The organism is Halorussus marinus (assembly GCF_004765795.1).
Lineage (GTDB): Archaea > Halobacteriota > Halobacteria > Halobacteriales > Haladaptataceae > Halorussus > Halorussus marinus.
On sequence record NZ_SBIV01000001.1, the window covers coordinates 316,011 to 334,371 of the forward strand.

At 69.3% G+C, this 18,361-nt stretch carries 19 protein-coding genes and 1 pseudogene; 8 read left to right on the forward strand and 12 right to left on the reverse strand.

Annotated elements, in window-relative coordinates; translation table 11 throughout:
- Positions 1–98: 98 nt before the first annotated feature.
- Complete coding sequence (locus tag EPY72_RS01695; protein ID WP_135805366.1) at positions 99–1,280, reverse strand: redox-regulated ATPase YchF; 1,182 nt, start codon at positions 1,278–1,280, stop codon at positions 99–101.
- Positions 1,281–1,427: 147 nt separating this feature from the next.
- On the opposite strand from EPY72_RS01695, the gene EPY72_RS01700 reads away from it, so the two are divergent.
- Both EPY72_RS01700 and EPY72_RS19755 read left to right on the forward strand, forming a co-directional pair.
- Entirely contained in the window at positions 1,428–2,132 is a 705-nt protein-coding gene (locus EPY72_RS01700; protein WP_135805367.1) for a prolipoprotein diacylglyceryl transferase, read from the forward strand.
- A 106-nt stretch (positions 2,133–2,238) separates the two neighbouring features.
- Positions 2,239–2,328 (forward strand): annotated as a pseudogene (locus EPY72_RS19755) (dodecin domain-containing protein); the annotation flags it as partial.
- A 90-nt stretch (positions 2,329–2,418) separates the two neighbouring features.
- Here the strand turns inward: EPY72_RS19755 and EPY72_RS19760 are convergent.
- From EPY72_RS19760 to EPY72_RS01735, 7 genes are all read right to left on the reverse strand, one after another.
- Positions 2,419–3,219 carry a DUF7979 domain-containing protein gene (locus EPY72_RS19760; protein ID WP_168215977.1) on the reverse strand — a complete coding sequence of 267 codons (801 nt, stop codon included), beginning with the start codon at positions 3,217–3,219 and terminating at the stop codon, positions 2,419–2,421.
- 36 nt (positions 3,220–3,255) lie between these two features.
- Entirely contained in the window at positions 3,256–4,035 is a 780-nt protein-coding gene (locus EPY72_RS01710; protein ID WP_135805368.1) for a GNAT family N-acetyltransferase, read from the reverse strand.
- A 22-nt stretch (positions 4,036–4,057) separates the two neighbouring features.
- Positions 4,058–4,429, reverse strand: coding sequence for a DUF8055 family protein (locus EPY72_RS01715; RefSeq protein WP_134670699.1), 372 nt, complete (start codon positions 4,427–4,429; stop codon positions 4,058–4,060).
- Positions 4,426–6,093 carry an FAD-dependent oxidoreductase gene (locus tag EPY72_RS01720; protein WP_135805369.1) on the reverse strand — a complete coding sequence of 556 codons (1,668 nt, stop codon included), beginning with the start codon at positions 6,091–6,093 and terminating at the stop codon, positions 4,426–4,428. Before EPY72_RS01720 ends, EPY72_RS01715 begins: the two co-directional genes overlap by 4 nt.
- Entirely contained in the window at positions 6,086–7,633 is a 1,548-nt protein-coding gene (locus tag EPY72_RS01725; protein WP_135805370.1) for an electron transfer flavoprotein subunit alpha/FixB family protein, read from the reverse strand. Before EPY72_RS01725 ends, EPY72_RS01720 begins: the two co-directional genes overlap by 8 nt.
- Positions 7,634–7,635: 2 nt before the next feature.
- On the reverse strand, positions 7,636–8,529 hold the full coding sequence (locus tag EPY72_RS01730) for an electron transfer flavoprotein subunit beta/FixA family protein (RefSeq protein WP_135805371.1): 894 nt from the start codon (positions 8,527–8,529) through the stop codon (positions 7,636–7,638).
- Between the two features lie 206 nt (positions 8,530–8,735).
- Positions 8,736–9,809: a polymer-forming cytoskeletal protein gene (locus tag EPY72_RS01735; RefSeq protein ID WP_135805372.1), complete on the reverse strand. Its 1,074-nt coding sequence runs from the start codon at positions 9,807–9,809 to the stop codon at positions 8,736–8,738.
- A gap of 100 nt (positions 9,810–9,909) precedes the next feature.
- Here EPY72_RS01735 and EPY72_RS01740 point away from each other — a divergent pair, with 100 nt between their 5' ends.
- From EPY72_RS01740 to EPY72_RS01745, 3 genes are all read left to right on the forward strand, one after another.
- Positions 9,910–10,107, forward strand: coding sequence for a DUF5800 family protein (locus EPY72_RS01740; protein ID WP_134670694.1), 198 nt, complete (start codon positions 9,910–9,912; stop codon positions 10,105–10,107).
- Positions 10,108–10,139: 32 nt separating this feature from the next.
- Positions 10,140–10,274, forward strand: coding sequence for a hypothetical protein (locus EPY72_RS19920; RefSeq protein WP_280177945.1), 135 nt, complete (start codon positions 10,140–10,142; stop codon positions 10,272–10,274).
- Positions 10,275–10,397: 123 nt separating this feature from the next.
- Positions 10,398–11,387, forward strand: coding sequence for a bile acid:sodium symporter family protein (locus EPY72_RS01745; protein WP_135805373.1), 990 nt, complete (start codon positions 10,398–10,400; stop codon positions 11,385–11,387).
- A gap of 106 nt (positions 11,388–11,493) precedes the next feature.
- Here EPY72_RS01745 and pan1 read toward each other — a convergent pair whose 3' ends face one another.
- The gene (gene pan1, locus EPY72_RS01750; protein WP_135805374.1) at positions 11,494–12,708 is read right to left on the reverse strand and encodes a proteasome-activating nucleotidase Pan1; all 1,215 of its coding nucleotides are present in this window, start codon (positions 12,706–12,708) and stop codon (positions 11,494–11,496) included.
- A gap of 158 nt (positions 12,709–12,866) precedes the next feature.
- Here pan1 and EPY72_RS01755 point away from each other — a divergent pair, with 158 nt between their 5' ends.
- The 3 genes from EPY72_RS01755 to rad50 all read left to right on the forward strand — a co-directional run bounded on the left by EPY72_RS01755 (position 12,867) and on the right by rad50 (position 17,261).
- Positions 12,867–13,142: a MarR family transcriptional regulator gene (locus EPY72_RS01755; protein ID WP_134670691.1), complete on the forward strand. Its 276-nt coding sequence runs from the start codon at positions 12,867–12,869 to the stop codon at positions 13,140–13,142.
- Positions 13,143–13,260: 118 nt separating this feature from the next.
- Entirely contained in the window at positions 13,261–14,598 is a 1,338-nt protein-coding gene (gene mre11, locus EPY72_RS01760) for a DNA double-strand break repair protein Mre11 (protein ID WP_135805375.1), read from the forward strand.
- Positions 14,595–17,261 (forward strand): DNA double-strand break repair ATPase Rad50, encoded by a 2,667-nt coding sequence (gene rad50, locus EPY72_RS01765; RefSeq protein ID WP_135805376.1) that lies wholly within the window; start codon positions 14,595–14,597, stop codon positions 17,259–17,261. Before mre11 ends, rad50 begins: the two co-directional genes overlap by 4 nt.
- Here the strand turns inward: rad50 and EPY72_RS01770 are convergent.
- Genes EPY72_RS01770 through EPY72_RS01780 form a run of 3 tightly spaced genes read right to left on the reverse strand, consistent with a single transcriptional unit; the run spans position 17,258 to position 18,328 of the window.
- Positions 17,258–17,680: a DUF7346 family protein gene (locus EPY72_RS01770; protein WP_135805377.1), complete on the reverse strand. Its 423-nt coding sequence runs from the start codon at positions 17,678–17,680 to the stop codon at positions 17,258–17,260. The two genes, rad50 and EPY72_RS01770, sit on opposite strands and share 4 nt — an antisense overlap.
- A 25-nt stretch (positions 17,681–17,705) precedes the next feature.
- Positions 17,706–18,095, reverse strand: a complete 390-nt coding sequence (locus tag EPY72_RS01775; RefSeq protein ID WP_134670687.1) for a DUF7322 domain-containing protein — start codon at positions 18,093–18,095, stop codon at positions 17,706–17,708.
- Positions 18,096–18,139: 44 nt separating this feature from the next.
- Positions 18,140–18,328, reverse strand: a complete 189-nt coding sequence (locus EPY72_RS01780) for a DUF7331 family protein (RefSeq protein WP_134670954.1) — start codon at positions 18,326–18,328, stop codon at positions 18,140–18,142.
- Positions 18,329–18,361: the final 33 nt, after the last annotated feature.

The window sequence follows — 18,361 nt, forward strand, 5'->3', positions numbered from 1 at the left end:
CCGAGTCGCAAAAACGCCCGCGTAAGGATTCCGAGAGATCGGTGGGTCGCTTGGTCCCCGCGACCGCATACCCGCCGGTCGGTGGCGAACGCGAGCGCTCAGCTCGCGGTGCTGACGATCTTGATCACGTCGCCCTCTTCGAGCTCGTAGCTCTCGCTCACCTCGCGGTTCGTCTTCGCGTTCACCGCGTGGAGGTAGCCGTCGCCGATGTCCGAGTGGACGGCGTACGCGAGGTCCGTCGGGGTCGACCCCCGCGGGAGGAGGAACGCGTCGGGCAGGACGTTGCCCTTCGCGTCGGTCCACCGGGTCTCGTTCTGGACGGGGTAGGCGGTGATCCGGTCGAGCAGTTCGTACACCGCGTGGTCGAGCGCGGCCTGGATGCCGGTGCCGCCCCGCTCGGCCATCACTTCTCGGATCTTTTCGAGGCCGGCCGACTGCTCGTCGGAGAGGTCCCCGACGATCTCGAAGTCGTCGTCGCCGGGGTCGTAGTCGACGACGCCGGCCTCGGCGGCCTGTCGGAGCGCGAGTTCGCCCTCGGCGGTGGCGGGGATGACGGGCTTGCCGGTCTCGTTCAGGCGCTCGATGTTCTCGGGCGGCGCGACGTCGGCCTTGTTCGCCACGAGGATGATGGGCTTCGTCCGGGCGCGCACGTCGCGAGCGAGCGCCTCGCGGTGGTCGTCGGTCCACTGGATCGGGTCCTCGGGGTAGTCGAGGTCCCGGAGGCTGGCAGCCACGTCGGCCTCGGTCGCGCCGAACCCGGTCAGCATCTCCGCGAGCGCGTCGTCGACGTCGAAGTCGGGCGATCGGGACTGGCGCTCGACGGTCTCCCAGTTGCGGTCGATGATGCCGGCGAGCCACTGGTCCATCTCCTCCTCGATGAAGTCGACCTCCTCGACCGGGTCGTAGGTCCCGACCTCGACGGGCTCGCCCTCCTCGTTGGTCCCGCCCGAGGCGTCGACGACGTTGACGATGGCGTCGGCGTTGGTGAGTTCGTCGAGGAACTGGTTGCCGAGCCCGCGGCCCTCGTGGGCGCCGGGGACCAGCCCCGCCACGTCGAGCAACTCGATCGGGACGTAGCGCTTGCCGGCCCGGCAGTGCTCGTCGCCACACCGCTCGTCGCGTTCGAGACAGGGGCAGTCGGTGCGGACCGAACTCACCCCGCGGTTGGCGTCGATGGTCGTGAACGGGTAGTTGGCCACGTCCACGTCGGCCATCGTGGCGGCCTTGTAGAAGGTGGACTTGCCCGCGTTGGGCTTGCCCGCCAGCGCGATGGAAATCATGCGGGAAGCTACCGGCGTGTCCGGGAATTGCCTTTCGGTTCCGCGGATCGACCTCGAGCCGAGCGACCCCCGCGCCGGCTCGACGCGGCCGTCCGGCCACATCCCTTTTCGACGGCGTCGCTGTTAGGACACCCGTAGGGAGACAAAATGAGTAGATTCACGACACGAGATCGGACGGAAACGACGACCGAATCGGTAAAGGGAGCCGTCTCGGCGGTGGCCGACCGGAGCGAGATGGAGACGACCGCGGACGGAGAGTCGAGGGGGCCGTACCTCGTCGTCGACCTCGGGCCGGTCGTCGAGCGGTTCTTCGGCGACGCGAGCGTCGGCGCGGTCGAATCGCGCGCCGAATCCGCGCTCGATGCGGCCGAGACGCGCGCAGAGTCGGCGATCGACGCCGCGGACTCGGAGACCGGAACTCCCGAACGCGACGGCGGCGGCCCGAGCACGCTCTCGCGGGTGTTCCTCCTCGGGCTCGTGGCCGGCATCGGCTACGCGCTCCGACGGCGGTCGGTGTCGACGGGCGACGCGCTCGACCGGGTCACCGGCGGCGTCCAGTCGGCCGCCGACGAGACGACCGATCGTTCGGGCGAGGCCGCGGATCGGACCGAAAGCGTCGCGGGCGAGACCGCAGACCGCGTCCGCGAGACGGGCGAGATGGCGGCCGACCGGGTCGAAGAGGGGAGCGAGGCGGTCGCCGAGTCGATAGAATCCGGCGGCGAGGCGGCGTCCGAGCAGGTCGAGGAGGGCGGAGAGGCCGCGGCCGACCGGATGGAGGAGACCGCAGACACCGCCGAGGAGACCGCCGAGTCCGAACAGGAGTCGGACGACGGCGACGACACCGACTCGTAAGCGACTCTCGCGAACGCTTTAGCCGTCGGTCGGCCGACGCGGCCACAAGAAGCTACACCCCCTCGTCGTACCACCGGTGGCCACGACGGCAGTCACGATCATCAAGGTGCTCGGCACCTCCGAGGAATCGTGGCAGGACGCCGCCGAGGAAGCGTTCCGGCAGGCGAGCCAGACGGTCGACGACATCAGCGGCGTCGAGATAGAAGACTGGACCGCGAACGTCGAAGACGGCGAGATTCGGGAGTACCACGCGACCGCCGGCCGGTCGGCGCGGCCGGCGTGGGATTCAGGCCGATGTCGGCGCCTCCTCGACCGACGCGACCCGCGATCGGGGCGCCGTCAGCAGGAAGCCAAAGAGGACCGCCGGACCGAGGATCGGCGCGCCGACGATGCCCGCGACTATCGGACTCGCGCCGGCGGCGAACGCCGCCAGCGACGCGACGACCCCGAGTCCGACGGTCGCTCCGAGCGCTCGCCAGTCGTCGCGCCGGAGCGCGGCCCCGGCCGCGACCCCGAACAGCGCGATCGGTCCGAACGCCTCGGCCGGCAGGAGATACGCCGCCGACGCGCCCGAGAGCGCCACGTCGTAGGCGTTCGTCGCCGCGACCGCGACCGCCGCCACGACCGGGACCGCGAGCGCGCGTCGCGGGGAAAGCGGGACGAGGCGGCCGGTCCGAGCGACCGACGCGCCCGCGACGAGCGCGAGCGAGCCGACCGCGGTCAGGAACACGCGGGCCGCGGTTCCGATCCCGGTCAGGAGTCCGCCGTGATACGCGAGGTAGTACCGGTAGTAGGTGCCCTCGCGCTCGACGTACTCGGCGTCCCGGAGCGCCTCGATGGCGGCGTCGTGGTCGCCCCGCCAGAGGGTCGAGGACTCGCCGTTCAGCGCGGCGTCGATCGAGCGCCGGGCCCGTGGCGGGAGGTCGGCGTACGCGACCGCGTCGTCGGTGATCGGCTCGCCCTGCACCTCGTCGATTTGGTGGACGAACGCTGACGCCTGACCGTGGTGGGCGAACAGGTACACCGGGTGGGCGAGCACTGCGAGTCCGACCACTACGAGGAGGGCGGCCACTCGGCGGGTCTCCATACTGGCGATTATCTCACCGAGAATAAGTATGTTCGCCTACAGCTCGACCGCCATCATCACCTCGTCGACGTAGTCGCCGTCGATCTTGTAGTGGTCTTCCCGGACGGCTTCGGTCTCCCAGTCGTGGCCTTCGAGGAACGCGATCGCGTCCTCGTTGGTCGAAGGGACGCTCTGATAGACCTTCTCGTAGCCGTTCGCGCCCGCCCACTCCAGCCCGCGGGCGAGCAGGTGGCTCCCGACCCCGTGGCCCTGATACTCGTCGAGGACGCCGACGGTGAGCTCGGCGGTGTGGGCCAGCTTGTCGAGCTCCGGGGCGTGAAGGTGGACCCACCCGACGACGTCGTCTCCCGGTCCCCCGACCGGCCGGTCCGAGCCGGCCTGCGTCTCGCCGTCGCCGACGGTGGCGACGAAGAACATCCGCGACTCGAGTTCGTTGTGTCTGAGCAACGCCTCGTCGTGGTCGATCTCGTCGGCGACGCTCTCGGCGACGATGTAGGTCCGCTCCTCGGCGACCCGCCGGATCGCGCCGACGATGCCCGAGAGGTCCTCCTGTCGGGCGGGCCGGATCGCGAACTCGAAGCCCTCGACCTCGTACTCCTCGGTGGCCCCGGCGTCGAACGCCGCCCGGAGGCGGCCGTCGCGCTCCTCGAGGTAGCCGTCGCGCTTGAGGATCGCGACGTGGTGGCGGAACCCGCCGGGATCGACCCGGAGCCGCTCGCGGGCCTCCTCGGCGCCGACCTCGCCGTGGCGCTCGACGTACTCGTAGATGCGTTTCCTGTCGTCGTGGTCGAAATCGAGGCTCTCCGAAAACTGCATGGTTAATGATAACAGTTCGCACTCACTTAACTGTTTCTCGGGGCGGAACCCCGGTCAGCAGTTGGGCGGCGTCGACGAGATCGCGGGTGTCGACGACGAGGTCCGCGATCTCTCTGGCGGTGAACTCGGCGTCGATTCGCCGGCCGTGACACCGGGCGTACAGCTCCAGCCAGTCGTTGAGCGCCCGCTCCAACAGCGCCATCTCCTCGCGGTCGAGACCGACGAGGTCGCCGGTCCGGGCGTCGACGTAGCAGGCGACGACGTCGCCGACGCCGTCTCGGAGATAGCCGAGCGCCCGCTCCTCGTCGGGCGGGTCGGCCGGCGGGTCGAACGCCGCCCTGTCGGCCGCCGCCCGGTCTGCGAGCGCGCCGATCCGGTCGCGGAACTGGCTCATCCCTGCCTGAACTCGACGCCCTTCCCGCCGCGGGGGTGCTCCCACTCGGTGTCGGCGACCACCGCGCAGGTGCCACACTCGACGCAGGGCTGGGTGTCGAGGCTCACGACCGTCTCCTCGTGGCCGTTGGTCTTTCGGGTCTCCTCGCGGTAGCACCCGCCCCCGAAGTCCCGGGCGCTGACCGGACACGCCGCGACCGCCGCGCCGCTGGCGGCCGCGGAGGTGTCCCGGAGCTCGATGTGGGGGTCGCCCACGTCGGTGTCGTAGGTCAGGTCGCCGATGCGGTCGAGCAGGCTCTTTGGCTCGTAGTCGGGATCGGCGTCGACGCGCTCGCCGAGCTCTTCGGCGATGACGGTCGGCATCGTGACGTACGGCGTCCGGGTGTCGGGCACGATCTGTGAGAGGATCGGCGACGAGTAGAGGCCCTCCAGTCGATCGCCGAGCAGTCGGATCGCCCGGCGGCCGACACCCGAGGTCAGCACCGCATCCGCGAGGTCGGTCACCGACTCGCGCTCGCCGAGCGCGCTGGTCAGGCGATACCCCTGCGGGCGGAGCTTCGCCATCACGCCCTCCTCGCGGAGTTTGCGCTCGTAGAGGTCGCCGGCGCTCGCGGGATCGTTGCGCAGTTTCGCCTCGGCGAACGCCTCGCCGGCGAGCGCGCCCGCGGTCACGGCGTGGTTCATCCCCTTGATTATCGGCCCCTGTGCCTGCATCTGGCCGGCGGCGTCGCCGACCGCGAGCAGGCGCCCGCGGTGGGGCGCGGGGTGGGCGACCTTCTTCGAATCGGGAACGAGCTTCGCGCTGTACTCGACCTCGTCGTAGTGGCCGTCGAGCCACTCTGCGAGCAGGGGATGGGTGAGCAGTTCGTCGAGCAGTTCGTGGGGTTCGGCGTCCTCGGCGACGAGGCTATCTAAGTGAAAGACGGTGCCGATCGACAGCGAGTCGCGATTTGTGTAGACGAACCCGCCGCCCCGGACGCCCTCGAACAGGTCCCCCGAGAACAGGTGGGCCTCGCCCTCGTCGTCGCCGATCCCGAACCGCTCGGCGATGACGTCCTCGGGGACGTCGACCACGGCCTTGACCCCCTGGAACCACTCTTCTGGCTCCTCCCAGTCCATCAGCCCGGCGTCGCGGGCGAGCTCGGAGTTGACGCCGTCGGCCGCGACCACGAGGTCGGCCCTGATGGGGTCGAGTTCCTCGCAGGTCACGCCGGTGATCTCGCCGCCCTCCCGGAGGAGACCCTCGACCCGAACGTCGGTCAGCAGGCCGCCGCCAGTCTCGCGGGTCAGCTCGTGGACCCGCTCGGCGAGCCACGAGTCCATCGTCCGGCGCAAGACCGCCTCGGACCACTCGGTGTCGTGGTCGTGGAGGTCGGTGATGTCGAATGTCTTGACCCGGTCGCCCGCCACGTTGTGGAGGTAGTAGTCGGTGACCGGTCGCTCGGCCGCCGCCTCCCGGAACCCGGGGAACAGGTCCGAGAGCGTGTACGGCGCCGACTCCTCGGCGTAGACGAGCCCGCCGCTCACGTTCTTCGACCCGGCCTCGACGCCGCGTTCGAGGACCAGCGTTTCCACGTCGTTGCGCGCCAGCGTCGCCGCCGCCGCGGCCCCGCCGGGACCCGCCCCGACGACGACCGCCTCGTAGTGTTCGTAGTCGTCAGTCATCGTCTGCCTCCGCCTGAATCGTCAGTTCGCCCGCCTCGATCGACTCGGTGAGGCGGGGGAGCACCTCGAAGAGGTCGCCCTCGATGAAGTAGTCGCTGAAGTCCCGGATCCGGGCGTCGGGGTCGGTGTTGATCGCGACGATAGTGTCCGAGTCGTCCATCCCGACCTTGTGCTGGACCGCCCCGGAGATGCCGGCCGCGACGTACAGGTCGGGTTCGACCGCCTGCCCGGTCTCGCCGATCTGGCGCTCCTCGGCCACGTACTCCTCGACGTGCCCGTCGACGCCGTACGAGGCGGTCACGACGCCCCGCGAGAGGCCGAGGGCGGCGTCGTCGAACGCGTCGACCAGATCGAGGCCGAGTTCGATCCCCTCGGTGGGGTCGTCGCCGATCCCCCGCCCGAGCGCGACCACCACGTCGTGGCCGGTGAGGTCGACGCCGGAGTCGAGGCGATCGAACTCCGTCACCTCGACCCGGAACCACTCCTCGCGGAGCCCGACCGCGTGCTCGATCACCTCACCCTCGCGGTCGTCGGGGTCGGGCACGTCGAAGCTCCCCGGGATCACCGAACACCCCTGCGGGTGGAACTCCCGGCCGGGGTTGTCGAGACAGAGGATGGTCGAGTACTCGAACCCGGAGAAATCGGGGCGTTTCATGTGGAGCACGCGCTCGAACTCCACCTTCTCGCCGGGCTCGCCGGTCTTGACCGGGTTCGAAATCAGCTCCTCTTCGATGAACAGCCCCGAGCAGTCGCTCGCCAGCCCGGAGTCGAGTTCGGCCTGGACCTGCGCCGAGAGGTCCCGGCCGTTGTTGGTCGCCGGAAACAGGAAGTACCGGGGCTTGTCGTACTCGCGCCAGTCGGCGCCGGGCGCAGTTCCGGGGTCGCCGGTCGCCCAGTTCGGGGGCTCGGCGCCGCCGCGGGCCATGTCGGCGACGATCTCGGCGTAGGGCTTGTGCCGGAAGCGTTCGAGCCGGTCGTCCTCGCGGTAGATCGCCACGTCCGCGCCGTACGCGATCACGTCGTCGGTGAGGTCGGTGACCGACCCGTCGCCGACCAGCACGCCGACGACTCGCTCGTCGGCGTCGTAGTCGGCGTTGTACGCGTCCATCAGCTCGCGGGCCTTCCCGAGCATCTCCTTGGAGACGTCCCGGAGCTCGCCGCCCTGCGTCTCGCAGTACACCCACATGTCGCGGTACTGTCCGCCCTTCAGCGCCCGGACGTGCTTTTTGTCCTTGGTCTGGTTCTCGGTGGCGTAGTCGCGTTCGTCGGGCGCGTCCTCGTCCCGGTCCGGGTCGTCGGTCGCCTCGGGGGCGCCCTCCTCGTCCTCTCTGGAGGCGGTGTCGGCGGGCTCGTCGTCGGCCTCGGCCGCCAGCTCGTCGATCCGCTTTTCGATGGCCTCGCGGGCGGTCTTGCGGTCTTTGCCCTCCCGCTCGGCCGCCAGCGCGGCGTCGAGTTCCGCGGGGCTCTCGACGTCGGTCAGCGCCTCTCGGAGCTCGTCGACCGTGTGGTCGCCGGGGTCGAGCGAGGCGTCGTCGGTCACGGTCAGTCACCTCCCGCGAGCGGTCGCATCGTCTCGAGCACCGCGTGTAGTTCCTCGGGGTCGTCGGGGTCGACCGCCGTCGCCTCGCGCTCGGAGGGCGCCTTCGGGATCGGATCGACGCCCGAGACGATGGTGGGCGAGCCGTCGAGCCCGATGAAATCGGGGTCGAGGTCGAGCTCCTCGGCGCTCCACGTCGTGAGGTGGTCCTCGTAGTTCTCGACGCGCTCTTCGGTCTCGGCTCTGAGCTCCTTGTGCCTGAGCCGGTGTTCGGCCCGCCGGTAGGACGCCTCGAACTCGGGATCGGTCACAACGAACGCGGGGAGCGAAGTCTCGACCGTCTCGATCTCGTCGGGGTCGCCCTCGACCAGCCGCTTGGCTCGGAGTCGGCCCTCGTCCTCCTCGACGTCGAGGGCGACGACGTGGGTCACGATCGAGCGGTCGAGACACCACGCCGTCTGCGGCCCGGTCTGGCCCGTCTCGCCGTCGGCGGTCTTGAACCCCGCGAACACCAGATCGGGCTCCTCCGACTCCTCCGCGGGGCTCGACGAGCCCTGCTCGTCGGCGGCGCCGATCTTCTCGATGCCGGCCGAGAGCGTGATCGCGGTCGACCACGTATCCGCGGCCGCCATCTCGCGGTCCGACAGCAGGTAGAGGTCGTCGGCGTACACGCTCATCGCTTCTTCGAGGACGCTCTCGTAGCCCGGCGGCCCCATGCTCATCACGCTGACTCGGCCGCCGCGCTTGACCTTCGTCTGGAGCGCGGCCTCCAGCGCGAACTCGTCGTTCGGGTTCATCACCGTGGGGGTCGCGCCGCGTTCGAGGTGGCCGTCCTCGTCGAACGACACCTGTCCCTCCCGGAAGTCGGGGACGCCCTTCGTCAACACTACGGAGTGCATCGACACACCTCCGCCTGAGTGAGTCTCTCTCCCATACCGTCGAAGTATTTGATTTCAAAGTTTATTACATTAACCCCGTCGCGCCGTCGGCGATGCTGTGGGGCTGAGATTCCGATTATCGGTCGGTAGCGCGGCTCGATAGCGACGAACGAACCAGAAGTGCGACCCGTCGGTCGGCCGGCGCCCGTCGTCGCGGGAACGCGGATTCACTCGTCGTCGGAGTCGGTTTTGTCGGCCTCGCCGTCGATGTCGTCGTTTCCGACCTGCTCGGCGTCGGTTTCGTCGGCTTCGCCGTCGGCGTCGCGTTCGGTCTCGGCGGCGTCGTCCTCGACCTCGTCAGCGTCGATGTCGTCTTCGACCCCGTCGTCGTCGAGACGCTCGCGCTCGGCGCCGTTGCCCCCGGACTCGCGTCCCACGCCGTCGGCCGCGATCCGGGTGGTCGTCCCGGCCTGCACCATCCGCATCTCGCCGCTCGTGCGCATCGTGCCGTCGACGACCGCGCCCTCGTGGAACCGGAGGTCCTCGCAGGAGACGTCGCCCCGGATCTCACAGCCGTCGGCGAGTTCGACCGTCCCGCTCCGGGTGGTCACGTCGCCGTGGATCACGGTGTCGGCCCCGACCGACACGTCGCCGCGCGCCCGGAGGCTCCCGAACACCTCGTTGCGCTCGCCGACGTCGATCGACTCGGCCCGGAAGTTGCCGTGGAGCCGGCAGTCGTCGCCGACGCTCGCCGGGGTCGACACCCGCCACGAGTCGTCGCTGACGTGGCCGTTCCGGGGGATCACGACCGGCTCGGCGTCGATCTCCTCGTTTTCGAGCAGGTCCGAGACGAGGTCCTCGGCGGCCTCGTCCTCGCCGATCCGCAACAGCTGTTGGAGGTAGACGAACACGAACACGACGGTCGGCATCGGGTTCCGGATCACGATCCAGCCGTTGGCCTCGAACCCCTCCTCGATGTCGACGTCGTCGCCGATGTCGAGGTCGCCGCTGACCATCAGCCGGCCCGCGACGTGGACGCGCTCGCCGAGGTAGGCGTCCCGGCCCACGAGGACGTTGCCGTCGACGTCCGACCACATGTCGAGCCGGCAGTCGGCCTCCGCCTCGATGTGGCCGCCGAACGTTGCTCGCTCGCCCGCGATGACGTTGTGGCCCCGAACGCCGAACTCCACGGTGCTCTGGCCGCCGACGACGACGTCGCCGTCGGTCACCAGGTCGTGTTCCTCGACGGTCGTCCCGTCGGGGATCGCGAGTTCGTCGAGCGGGTTCGAGCGGAGCGACACACCGACAACTGTCGGTTCACCCCTAATAAAGCTCCGTCAGACATTCGGGTCGCGCCGGCGGTTCTGTGGGTTTTTACCTGCCGGGGGCAAACGCCGGGGTATGACTACGCTCGCATTCGACGAGAAGGGCGTCGACGTCGTGTACGAGGGCACCGAGTTCCGGCTCTCGAAAGACCTCATCGAGGGGGCGACCGGCAAGTCCTACTTCGAAGTGACCGACCACGAGGTGCTCCAGATCGTCGAGGCGGACCCGAGCCTCTCGGGACAGGCCCGTCAGATCCGCGACATCGTCAGGTAGGATTTAAGGCCCGGCGGCGCCTCGCCCCGTACATGACCGCGCTCGCCGACTTCGACCACCCCTCGTGGAAGACCGCGCTCGGGACGCTCGCCGGCTACGGGCTGATCCTGCTCGTGATGACCGCCGTGCTGTTTCTCGTGCCGTACGCGATCTTTCTGAACGTCTGAGCTCGGAACGCCGGCCGATCGGGTCGGGTCGGCTCGAACTGTTCGACCGGTAGACATAAATCTCGTAGCTGACAGCCCCGAACGAATGCTACGACTACACGCGCCGAACCGGGGGGCCGTCGCGTGAGCGCCCTCGACACCGTCCGTCGCGCCAGCGATTTCGCGAACAAGTACTTCGTCGTCTGGGTGCTCGCCGCCTCCGGGGCGGCGCTCGCGGTCCCGTCCGGCTTTACGTGGATCGGACCGTACATCACGCCGCTACTCGGCGTCATCATGCTGGGAATGGGGCTGACGCTCCGACCCGAGGACTTCCGGCGACTCGCCGCCCGCCCGCGCGACGTCGCCATCGGGACGCTCACCCAGTGGCTGGTCATGCCCGCGGCGGCCTACGGGCTGACCGTCGCGCTGTCGCTCCCGACCGAACTCGCCGTCGGCGTGATCCTCGTCGGGGCCGCGCCCGGCGGCACCGCCTCGAACGTGATGACGTTCCTCGGGAAGGGCGACGTGGCGCTCTCGGTGGCCATCACGACCGTCACGACGCTCGCGGCGCCCGTGGTCATGCCCGCGTGGGTGGTCTTCCTCGCGGGCGAACAGTTGAGCGTCACGTTCGCCGAGATGTTCACCAGCATCGTTCAGATCGTCATCGTTCCGGTCGGTGCCGGGTTCGCGCTCCGGTACGTCCTCGACCGCAAGGCTCCGAACGTCGCGGAAGCCGGACTGGACGTGTTCCCGGCGGTGAGCGTCGTCGCCATCGTCGCCATCGTCGCGGCCGTCGTGGGCCTGAGCAAGAGCACCATCCTGACCGCCGGGGCGGCGGCGGTGGTGGCGGTCGTCGCGCACAACGGTATCGGCCTCGGCGCCGGCTACGGCGTGGGTCGGCTCACCGGGATGTCGGAGGACCGCGCCCGGACCTGCGCGTTCGAGGTGGGCCTCCAGAACAGCGGGCTCGCGGTGGCGCTCGCCACCGCCTTCTTCTCGCCCGCCGCGGCGCTTCCGCCGGCGCTGTTCAGCGTCTGGCACAACGTGAGCGGCCCGGCGCTCGCCTCGTACTTCGCGCGCAACGAATCGACCGCCGCGCCCGAATCGGTCGGGGCGCGAGCGAGCGACGACTGACTGAGCCTCGGCCTCGCGGCGCGGTCGCTCGGGTTCGACGGCGTCGAGACTGCGAACCGTCGTGAAAAACCGCAGATACGACGAGGAGCCGCCCGCAGAACCGAGCTTACGCGAACGTCTTCGAGATCTCTTCGTCCTCGTCCTCGGCGTCGATCTTAGACTTGGCGCTCTCGAAGTCTTCCATCGTGATCTCGGTGCGGTCGTCCCGGATGGCGAACATGCCGGCCTCGGTGCAGACCGCCTTGATGTCCGCGCCAGATGCGTCCTCGGCGTCCTTCGCGAGCTTCTCGAAGTCGACGTCGTCGGCGACGTTCATGTCGCGAGTGTGGATCCGGAAGATCTTCTTGCGGCCCTCGAGGTTCGGCTTGGGAACCTCGATGAGCCGATCGAACCGACCGGGCCGGAGGATGGCCCGATCGAGCATGTCGAAGCGGTTGGTGGCGGCGATGATCCGGACCTCGCCGCGGTCCTCGAAGCCGTCCATCTCCGAGAGGAGTTGCATCATCGTCCGCTGGACCTCCGCGTCGCCCGAGGTCTTCGAGTCGGTCCGCTTGGCGGCGATGGCGTCGATCTCGTCGATGAAGAGGACGGCGGGTTCGTGCTGGCGGGCGACCTCGAAGAGGTCCCGGACGAGCTTTGCGCCCTCGCCGATGAACTTGTGGACCAGCTCGGAGCCGGCCATCTTGATGAACGTGGCGTCGGTCTGGTTCGCGACCGCCTTCGCCAGCATCGTCTTGCCCGTGCCCGGCGGGCCGTAGAGCAGGACGCCGCTCGGGGGTTCGATCCCGACTTCGCCGAACATGTCGGGATTCTTGAGGGGCATCTCGACCGTCTCGCGGACCTCCTGCATCTGCTCTTCGAGCCCGCCGATGTCCTCGTAGGTGACCTCGGGGCTCTCTTCGACCTGCATGACGCGGGCCCGCACGTCGGTCTCGTTGTCGAGGGTCTTGACGATAGAGAGGGAGTTGTTGACCGCGACCCGGCTGTCGGGTTCGAGCTCCGCGCGCATCTCGTCGGTGACCTCGGTGACCGCCTCCTGATTGTTGCCGTGCTGTTTGATGATGACGCCCTCGTCGGTCATCTCTTGGACGGTGGCGACGAACAGCGGCGACTGCTTGAGCTTCTTGTTCTCGTGGGTCAGCCGTTCGAGCTTCTGCTGGTACTTGTTGTTCTCCGCGTTCGCGTCGAGGAGCTTGTCCCGCATCTCCTCGTTCTGCGACTCGAGGACCTCGAGGCGTTCCTGTAACGCCTCGATCTTGTCCTTCTGTGACGCGCTCTCCTCGTCGTAGGGGAGATCGACGTCTTCGACGGTGTCGGTCATCACGCCGGTCTAGGTGCCTGTCTCATAAGAGGCTTCGGGTGGGTGTGACGCACGTCGGACCCGCCGCAGGCGGCGCGGTCGGCCGACCGGTAGAATACCCTATAGTAATACGAACGAAGGGGAAATATTATTATACTGTATGCAAAAGGTGGTGGTACATGAGTACCTCAGAGACCGCGGGAACCGAGAAGAGTCAGCTCACCGGGGAGGACGCCTCCGAGTCGATACGCGACCTGCCGCCCAGCGCCAAGCTGGTCGCCAAGGTACTGGAGTACAACGACACCCTGACCCAGAGCCAGATCGCCGAGGAGTCGCTCCTTCCCGACCGAACCGTCCGGTACGCGCTGAACCGACTCGACGAGCAGGGACTCGTCGACTCGCGGTTCTCGTTCTCGGACGCTCGCAAGCGCCTCTACACGCTCGATCTGGAGTAGCGGGCTCTCGGGGTCGCCCTCGTCTTCTCTCGCTGGGCAGGCGGGCCCGAACCGGGGCTGGGGCCGCGCCCGCCCCGTCGCACAACGCCTTTAGCCCCCCGACGCAAACCCCGAACCGATGACACGGGTGATACACACGGGGGACACCCACCTCGGCTACCGCCAGTACCACTCGCCCGAGCGACGCCAGGACTTCCTCGACGCGTTCGAGCAGGTGGTCGACGACGCGGTCGCCGAGGACGTGGACGCGGTGGTCCACGCCGGCGACCTGTTCCACGACCGTCGGCCCGACCTCTCGGCGCTCCACGGCACCATCTCGATTCTCCGGAAGCTCCGGGCGGCCGACATCCCGTTTCTCGCCATCGTCGGCAACCACGAGGGCACCCGCGGGCGCCAGTGGCTCGACCTCTTCGAGATGCTCGGGCTGGCGACCCGACTCGGCGACGAGCCCGAGGTCGTCGGCGAGACCGCCTTCTACGGCCTCGATCACGTCCCGAAGGCCAAGCGCGAGGACCTCGACTACGCGTTCGCCGACCACGACCAGCCCCACGCCGCGCTGGTGAGCCACGGCCTGTTCGAGCCGTTCGACGTCGGCGACTGGGACGCCCGGGAGGTGTTGGCCGAGTCGAACGTCGCGTTCGACGCGATGTTGCTGGGCGACAACCACGACCCCGGTGTCAAGGAGGTGGCCGAGACGTGGGTCACCTACTGCGGGTCGACCGAGCGCTGTAGCACCGCCGAGCGCGAGGACCGGGGGTACAACATCGTCGAGTTCGACGGCGAGGTGACGATCGCCCGCCGGGGGCTCGACGTCACCCGGGACTTCACGTACGTCTCGGTCGACCTCGGCGAGAGCGAGGGGATCGAGCGGGTCCGCGAGGCGATCCGCGAGCGCGACCTCGACGGCGCGGTCGCCGTCGTCGAGATCGACGGCGAGGGCGAGGACGTGACTCCTGCCCGGGTCGAGGAGTTCGCGCTCGAGGCGGGCGCGCTGGTCGTCCGCGTCAAAGACCGGCGCGAGACCGGCGAGGACGGCGAGTCTCTCGACGTCTCGTTCGCGGACCCCGACGACGCGGTCCGCGAGCGCGTGCGCGATCTGGGTCTGAGCGAGGCGGCCCGCGGGATCGACGAGACCGTGCGAGCGAGCACGGTCGCGGACGCGAACGTCCGCGAGTCGGTACAGAACCGGGTGACGGCGCTGATCGAGGACGGCGAACGCTCGGCGTTCGAGGCCGCACCCGAGGAGCCGCCCGACGACGAGGACGCGGCCGACGGCGACGCCGAACCGTCCGAGTCCGAGCGCGTCGGTCCCGCCCCGGACGCCGGGTCGTCCGCGGCCGCCGACGGCGGCCCCGCAGACGCCCCGGACGGAGATGGGGCCGACCGAGACGCGACCCGAGATAGCGAGCCGACCGACGCCGGCGACGACCAGCGCTCGATGGAGGAGTACCTGTGAAGTTCGACCGCGTCCGCCTCCGGAACTTCAAGTGCTACGCCGACGCCGACCTCCGGCTCGACGCCGGCGTGACGGTCGTCCACGGGCTCAACGGCAGTGGAAAGTCCTCGCTACTCGAAGCCTGCTTTTTCGCGCTGTACGGCGCGAAGGCGCTCGACCGGACGCTCGAGGACGTGGTGACGCTCGGCGAGGACGAGGCCGAGATCGAACTGTGGTTCTCCCACGAGGGCGGCGGCTACCACGTCCGCCGCCGGATCCGCGCGACCGGCGAGCGCGCCAAGACCGCCGAGTGCGTGCTCGAAACGCCCGACGACACGATCGAGGGCGCGACCGACGTTCGGGAGACGATCGCGGAGCTGTTCCGGATGGACTCCGAGGCGTTCGTCAACTGCGCGTACGTCCGGCAGGGCGAGGTCAACAAGCTCATCAACGCGACCCCCGCCCAGCGCCAGGACATGATCGACGACCTCCTCCAGCTCGGGAAACTCGAGGAGTACCGCGAGCGCGCCAGCGACGCCCGGCTCGGGGTCAAGAGCGTGCTCGACGGCAAGCGCGAGCGCCTCTCGGGTATCGACGACCAGATCGCCGAGAAAGAAGACAAGAACCTCCACGGCCGGCTCAACGAACTCGAGTCCGACCTGAACTCGGTCGAAGCCGACATCGAGGAGTACGAGGACAACCGCGAGACCGCCCGCGAGACCCGCGATCGGGCGACCGAGGTGCTCGACTCCTACGAGGAGAAACGCGAGGAGCTCGAATCGCTGGAGGCCGACGTCGAGGAGCTGGAGGACGAGATTTCAGCGACCGAGAAAGAGCGGACCGACCACGCCGACCGCGTGCGCGAGCTCCGGGAGACCGTCGAGGACCTCGAAGCCGAGATCGAGTCGCTGTCGGCCGAAACCGAGGTCGAGGCGACCGACGAGACGGCGATCGAGGCCCGCCTCGAAGCCCTCGACGCGCGCGACGAGACGCTCGCCTCGGAGCTCGGCGACGCGGAGACCCAGGCCCAGATGTTCGCCAATCAGGCCGACAACCTCGCCGACCGGGCCGCGGAGTTCGAGTCGCGGGCCGAGAGCAAGCGCGCGGACGCCGACGAACTCGAAGCGGAGGCCGACGAGGCCGAGCGAGACCTCGCGGAGTCCCGCGAGAAGCTCGACCGGCTCGGCGACGACATCGACGCCGAGAAGGCGACGTTCGACGACGCGCCGGTCGAGTTCGGCGCCGCCGCCGACCGACTCGAACGTCTAAGAGACGAACGCGAGGAACTCCGCGAGCGCGAGCAGGAGCTGACCGCGGCGCTCGCGAGCGCCCGCGACAGCGTCGCCGAGGCCGAGGAGCTCCTCGAAGCGGGCAAGTGTCCCGAATGTGGCCAGCCGGTCGACGGCTCCCCGCACGTCGACTCGCTGGACGAGGAGCGCGAGCGCGTCGAATCGCTCGAAGCAGAGCTCGAATCGGTCCGCGAGGACCGCGAGGAGATCGAGGCCGACGTCGAGGCGGCCGAGCGGCTCAGGGAGGCCGAACAGACCGTCGACTCGTTGCAGACCAACCGCGAGAACGTCGAACAGCTCGTCGAGACGAAGGCCGAGGCCGTCGAGGCAAAGCGCGCGGACGCCGACCAGCTCCGCGAGGAAGCTGAGGAACTGGAGGCCGAAGCCGACGAGAAGCGCACGGACGCCGACCAGCTCCGCGAGAAGGCCGAGGCCCACCGCGAGACGGTCGAAGATCTCGAAGCCGAGCGCGAGGAGCTCGCCGACAAGCGCGAGCGCCTCGAGGAGATTCGATCGCTCGGCGAGCGGGTCGCCGACGCCGAGGCCGACATCGAGCGCCACCGCGAGAAGCGCGCCAGCCTCGAAGCGGTGAACGACCAGCGCCGCGAGCGCCTCGCCGACAAGCGCGAGCGACGGGCGGGGCTCCGCGAGGAGTACGACGAGCAGAAGGTCGCCTCGGCCCGCGAGGACAAGGAGCGCGCCGAGACGTACTTAGAGCAGGTCGAGGCGAAGCTCGACGAGCTTCGGGATCGGCGAAACGACCTCCAGAGCCGGATCGGCGGCGTGAAAAGCGAGATCGGCGAGCTCGAAAGCCTCCGCGAGCGCCGCGAGGAGGTGGCCGAGCGGGTCGCGTCGCTGGAGTCGCTCCGCGAGGAGACCGTCGACCTCCAGGAGATGTACGGCGACCTGCGGGCCGAGTTGCGCCAGCGCAACGTCGACCACCTCGAAGAGATGCTCAACGAGGTGTTCGATCTGATCTACCAGAACGACTCGTACGCCCGCATCGAGCTCGACGGGGAGTACGAGCTCACCGTCTACCAGAAGGACGGCGAGCCACTCGACCCCGAGCAGTTGTCGGGCGGCGAGCGCGCGCTGTTCAACCTCAGCCTCCGGTGTGCGATCTACCGCCTGCTCGCGGAGGGGATCGAGGGCGGCGCGCCGATGCCGCCGCTCATCCTCGACGAGCCGACCGTCTTCCTCGACTCGGGCCACGTCTCCCAGCTCGTCGAGCTGGTCGAGTCGATGCGGGATCTGGGCGTCGAGCAGATCGTGGTCGTGAGCCACGACGACGAACTGGTCGCGGCCGCCGACGACCTGGTGCGGGTCGAGAAAGACTCCGTGTCGAACCGCTCGACCGTCGAGCGTCGCGAGGCGGCCTTGGAAGCCGCCGATTAGTTTCGGAGTGCGGCCAGCCCCTCGTCGCCGCGGTCGGTCGTGGCGTACCCCCGCTCGCCGCCGACCCGTCGCTCCTCGACCAGTCCGGCCGCCCGAAACTCCGTCAGGATACCGAGCAGATCGCTCTCACAGAGGTCCGCGGCGTCGAGCAGGTGCCGGACCGGGAGCGGCCCGCGCTCGCCGAGTTCCACCAGCAGGCCGAGCGCCCGCTCGTCGGGGACCGCGGTCAGAATCCGGCGGGCCGGGGCCGGGATCGCCCGCGAGGCGGTCGCCAGCGGCGACTCGCCGTCGACGGGGTCGAGTTCGTCGGCCGGTCGGTGGCTCTCGGCGCCCGTCTCCGGATCCCGTAGCTTGCAGGCGTCGCCGGACTCTTTGACGAGCAGGTAGGTGTCGCCCGACTCGTCCCGGACCGTTCGCATGGCCGGTGGTAGGGGGCTGTCGGAGTTAGTCTTTCCGGACCGAGCGGTAGCGGTACCACCCGCGGACGAACGCGAAGACGCCGACCGCGAGCAGGCCGCCTCCGACGGTCCACCGGCGCTCGAACCCGATCAACAGCAGGCCGAGACTCGCCGCGAGGAGCGCGAGGTTGAAAAGTAGCGCCAGCGACCAGAACCGGGTCGCGAGCTCCGAGTCGACCGACGGCTCCGACTCCGTCGACGCCTCCGCCCCGCCGAAGCCGAGCTCCTCGGCGAGGCCGGGCTCGTCGTCGGTGAGGTCGGGCGCTTGCGGGATCTCGGGTGCGACGTCCGCGGCCGGGTCGTCCGGGCGCAGGTCGGCGTCCGGGGTCGGCTCGCCGTCGGCGTCCGGCTGGGTCGTCGAGTCGTCGCTCGGCACGGCTAGGGGTTCGGCAAGCGGCGGGGAAAAGCGTTCGGAGTCGGCTACGCCTGCTCGGTCAGGGTGAGCGGCTCGCCCGCTTTCAACCACGCCAGCGGATTTCGGGAGTCGTAGAATACGACGCCCTCGTCCGTCTCGTACGCCTCGATCGTCGCCTCCGCCTGCGCGTCGGCTTCGGGAAGCGCGGCTTCCGCACGGTCCAGCTCGTCGCCGGGGTTGGCGTGGTCGGACATTGGCGTCACCACAAGCGTGGTATGTGGTAACAT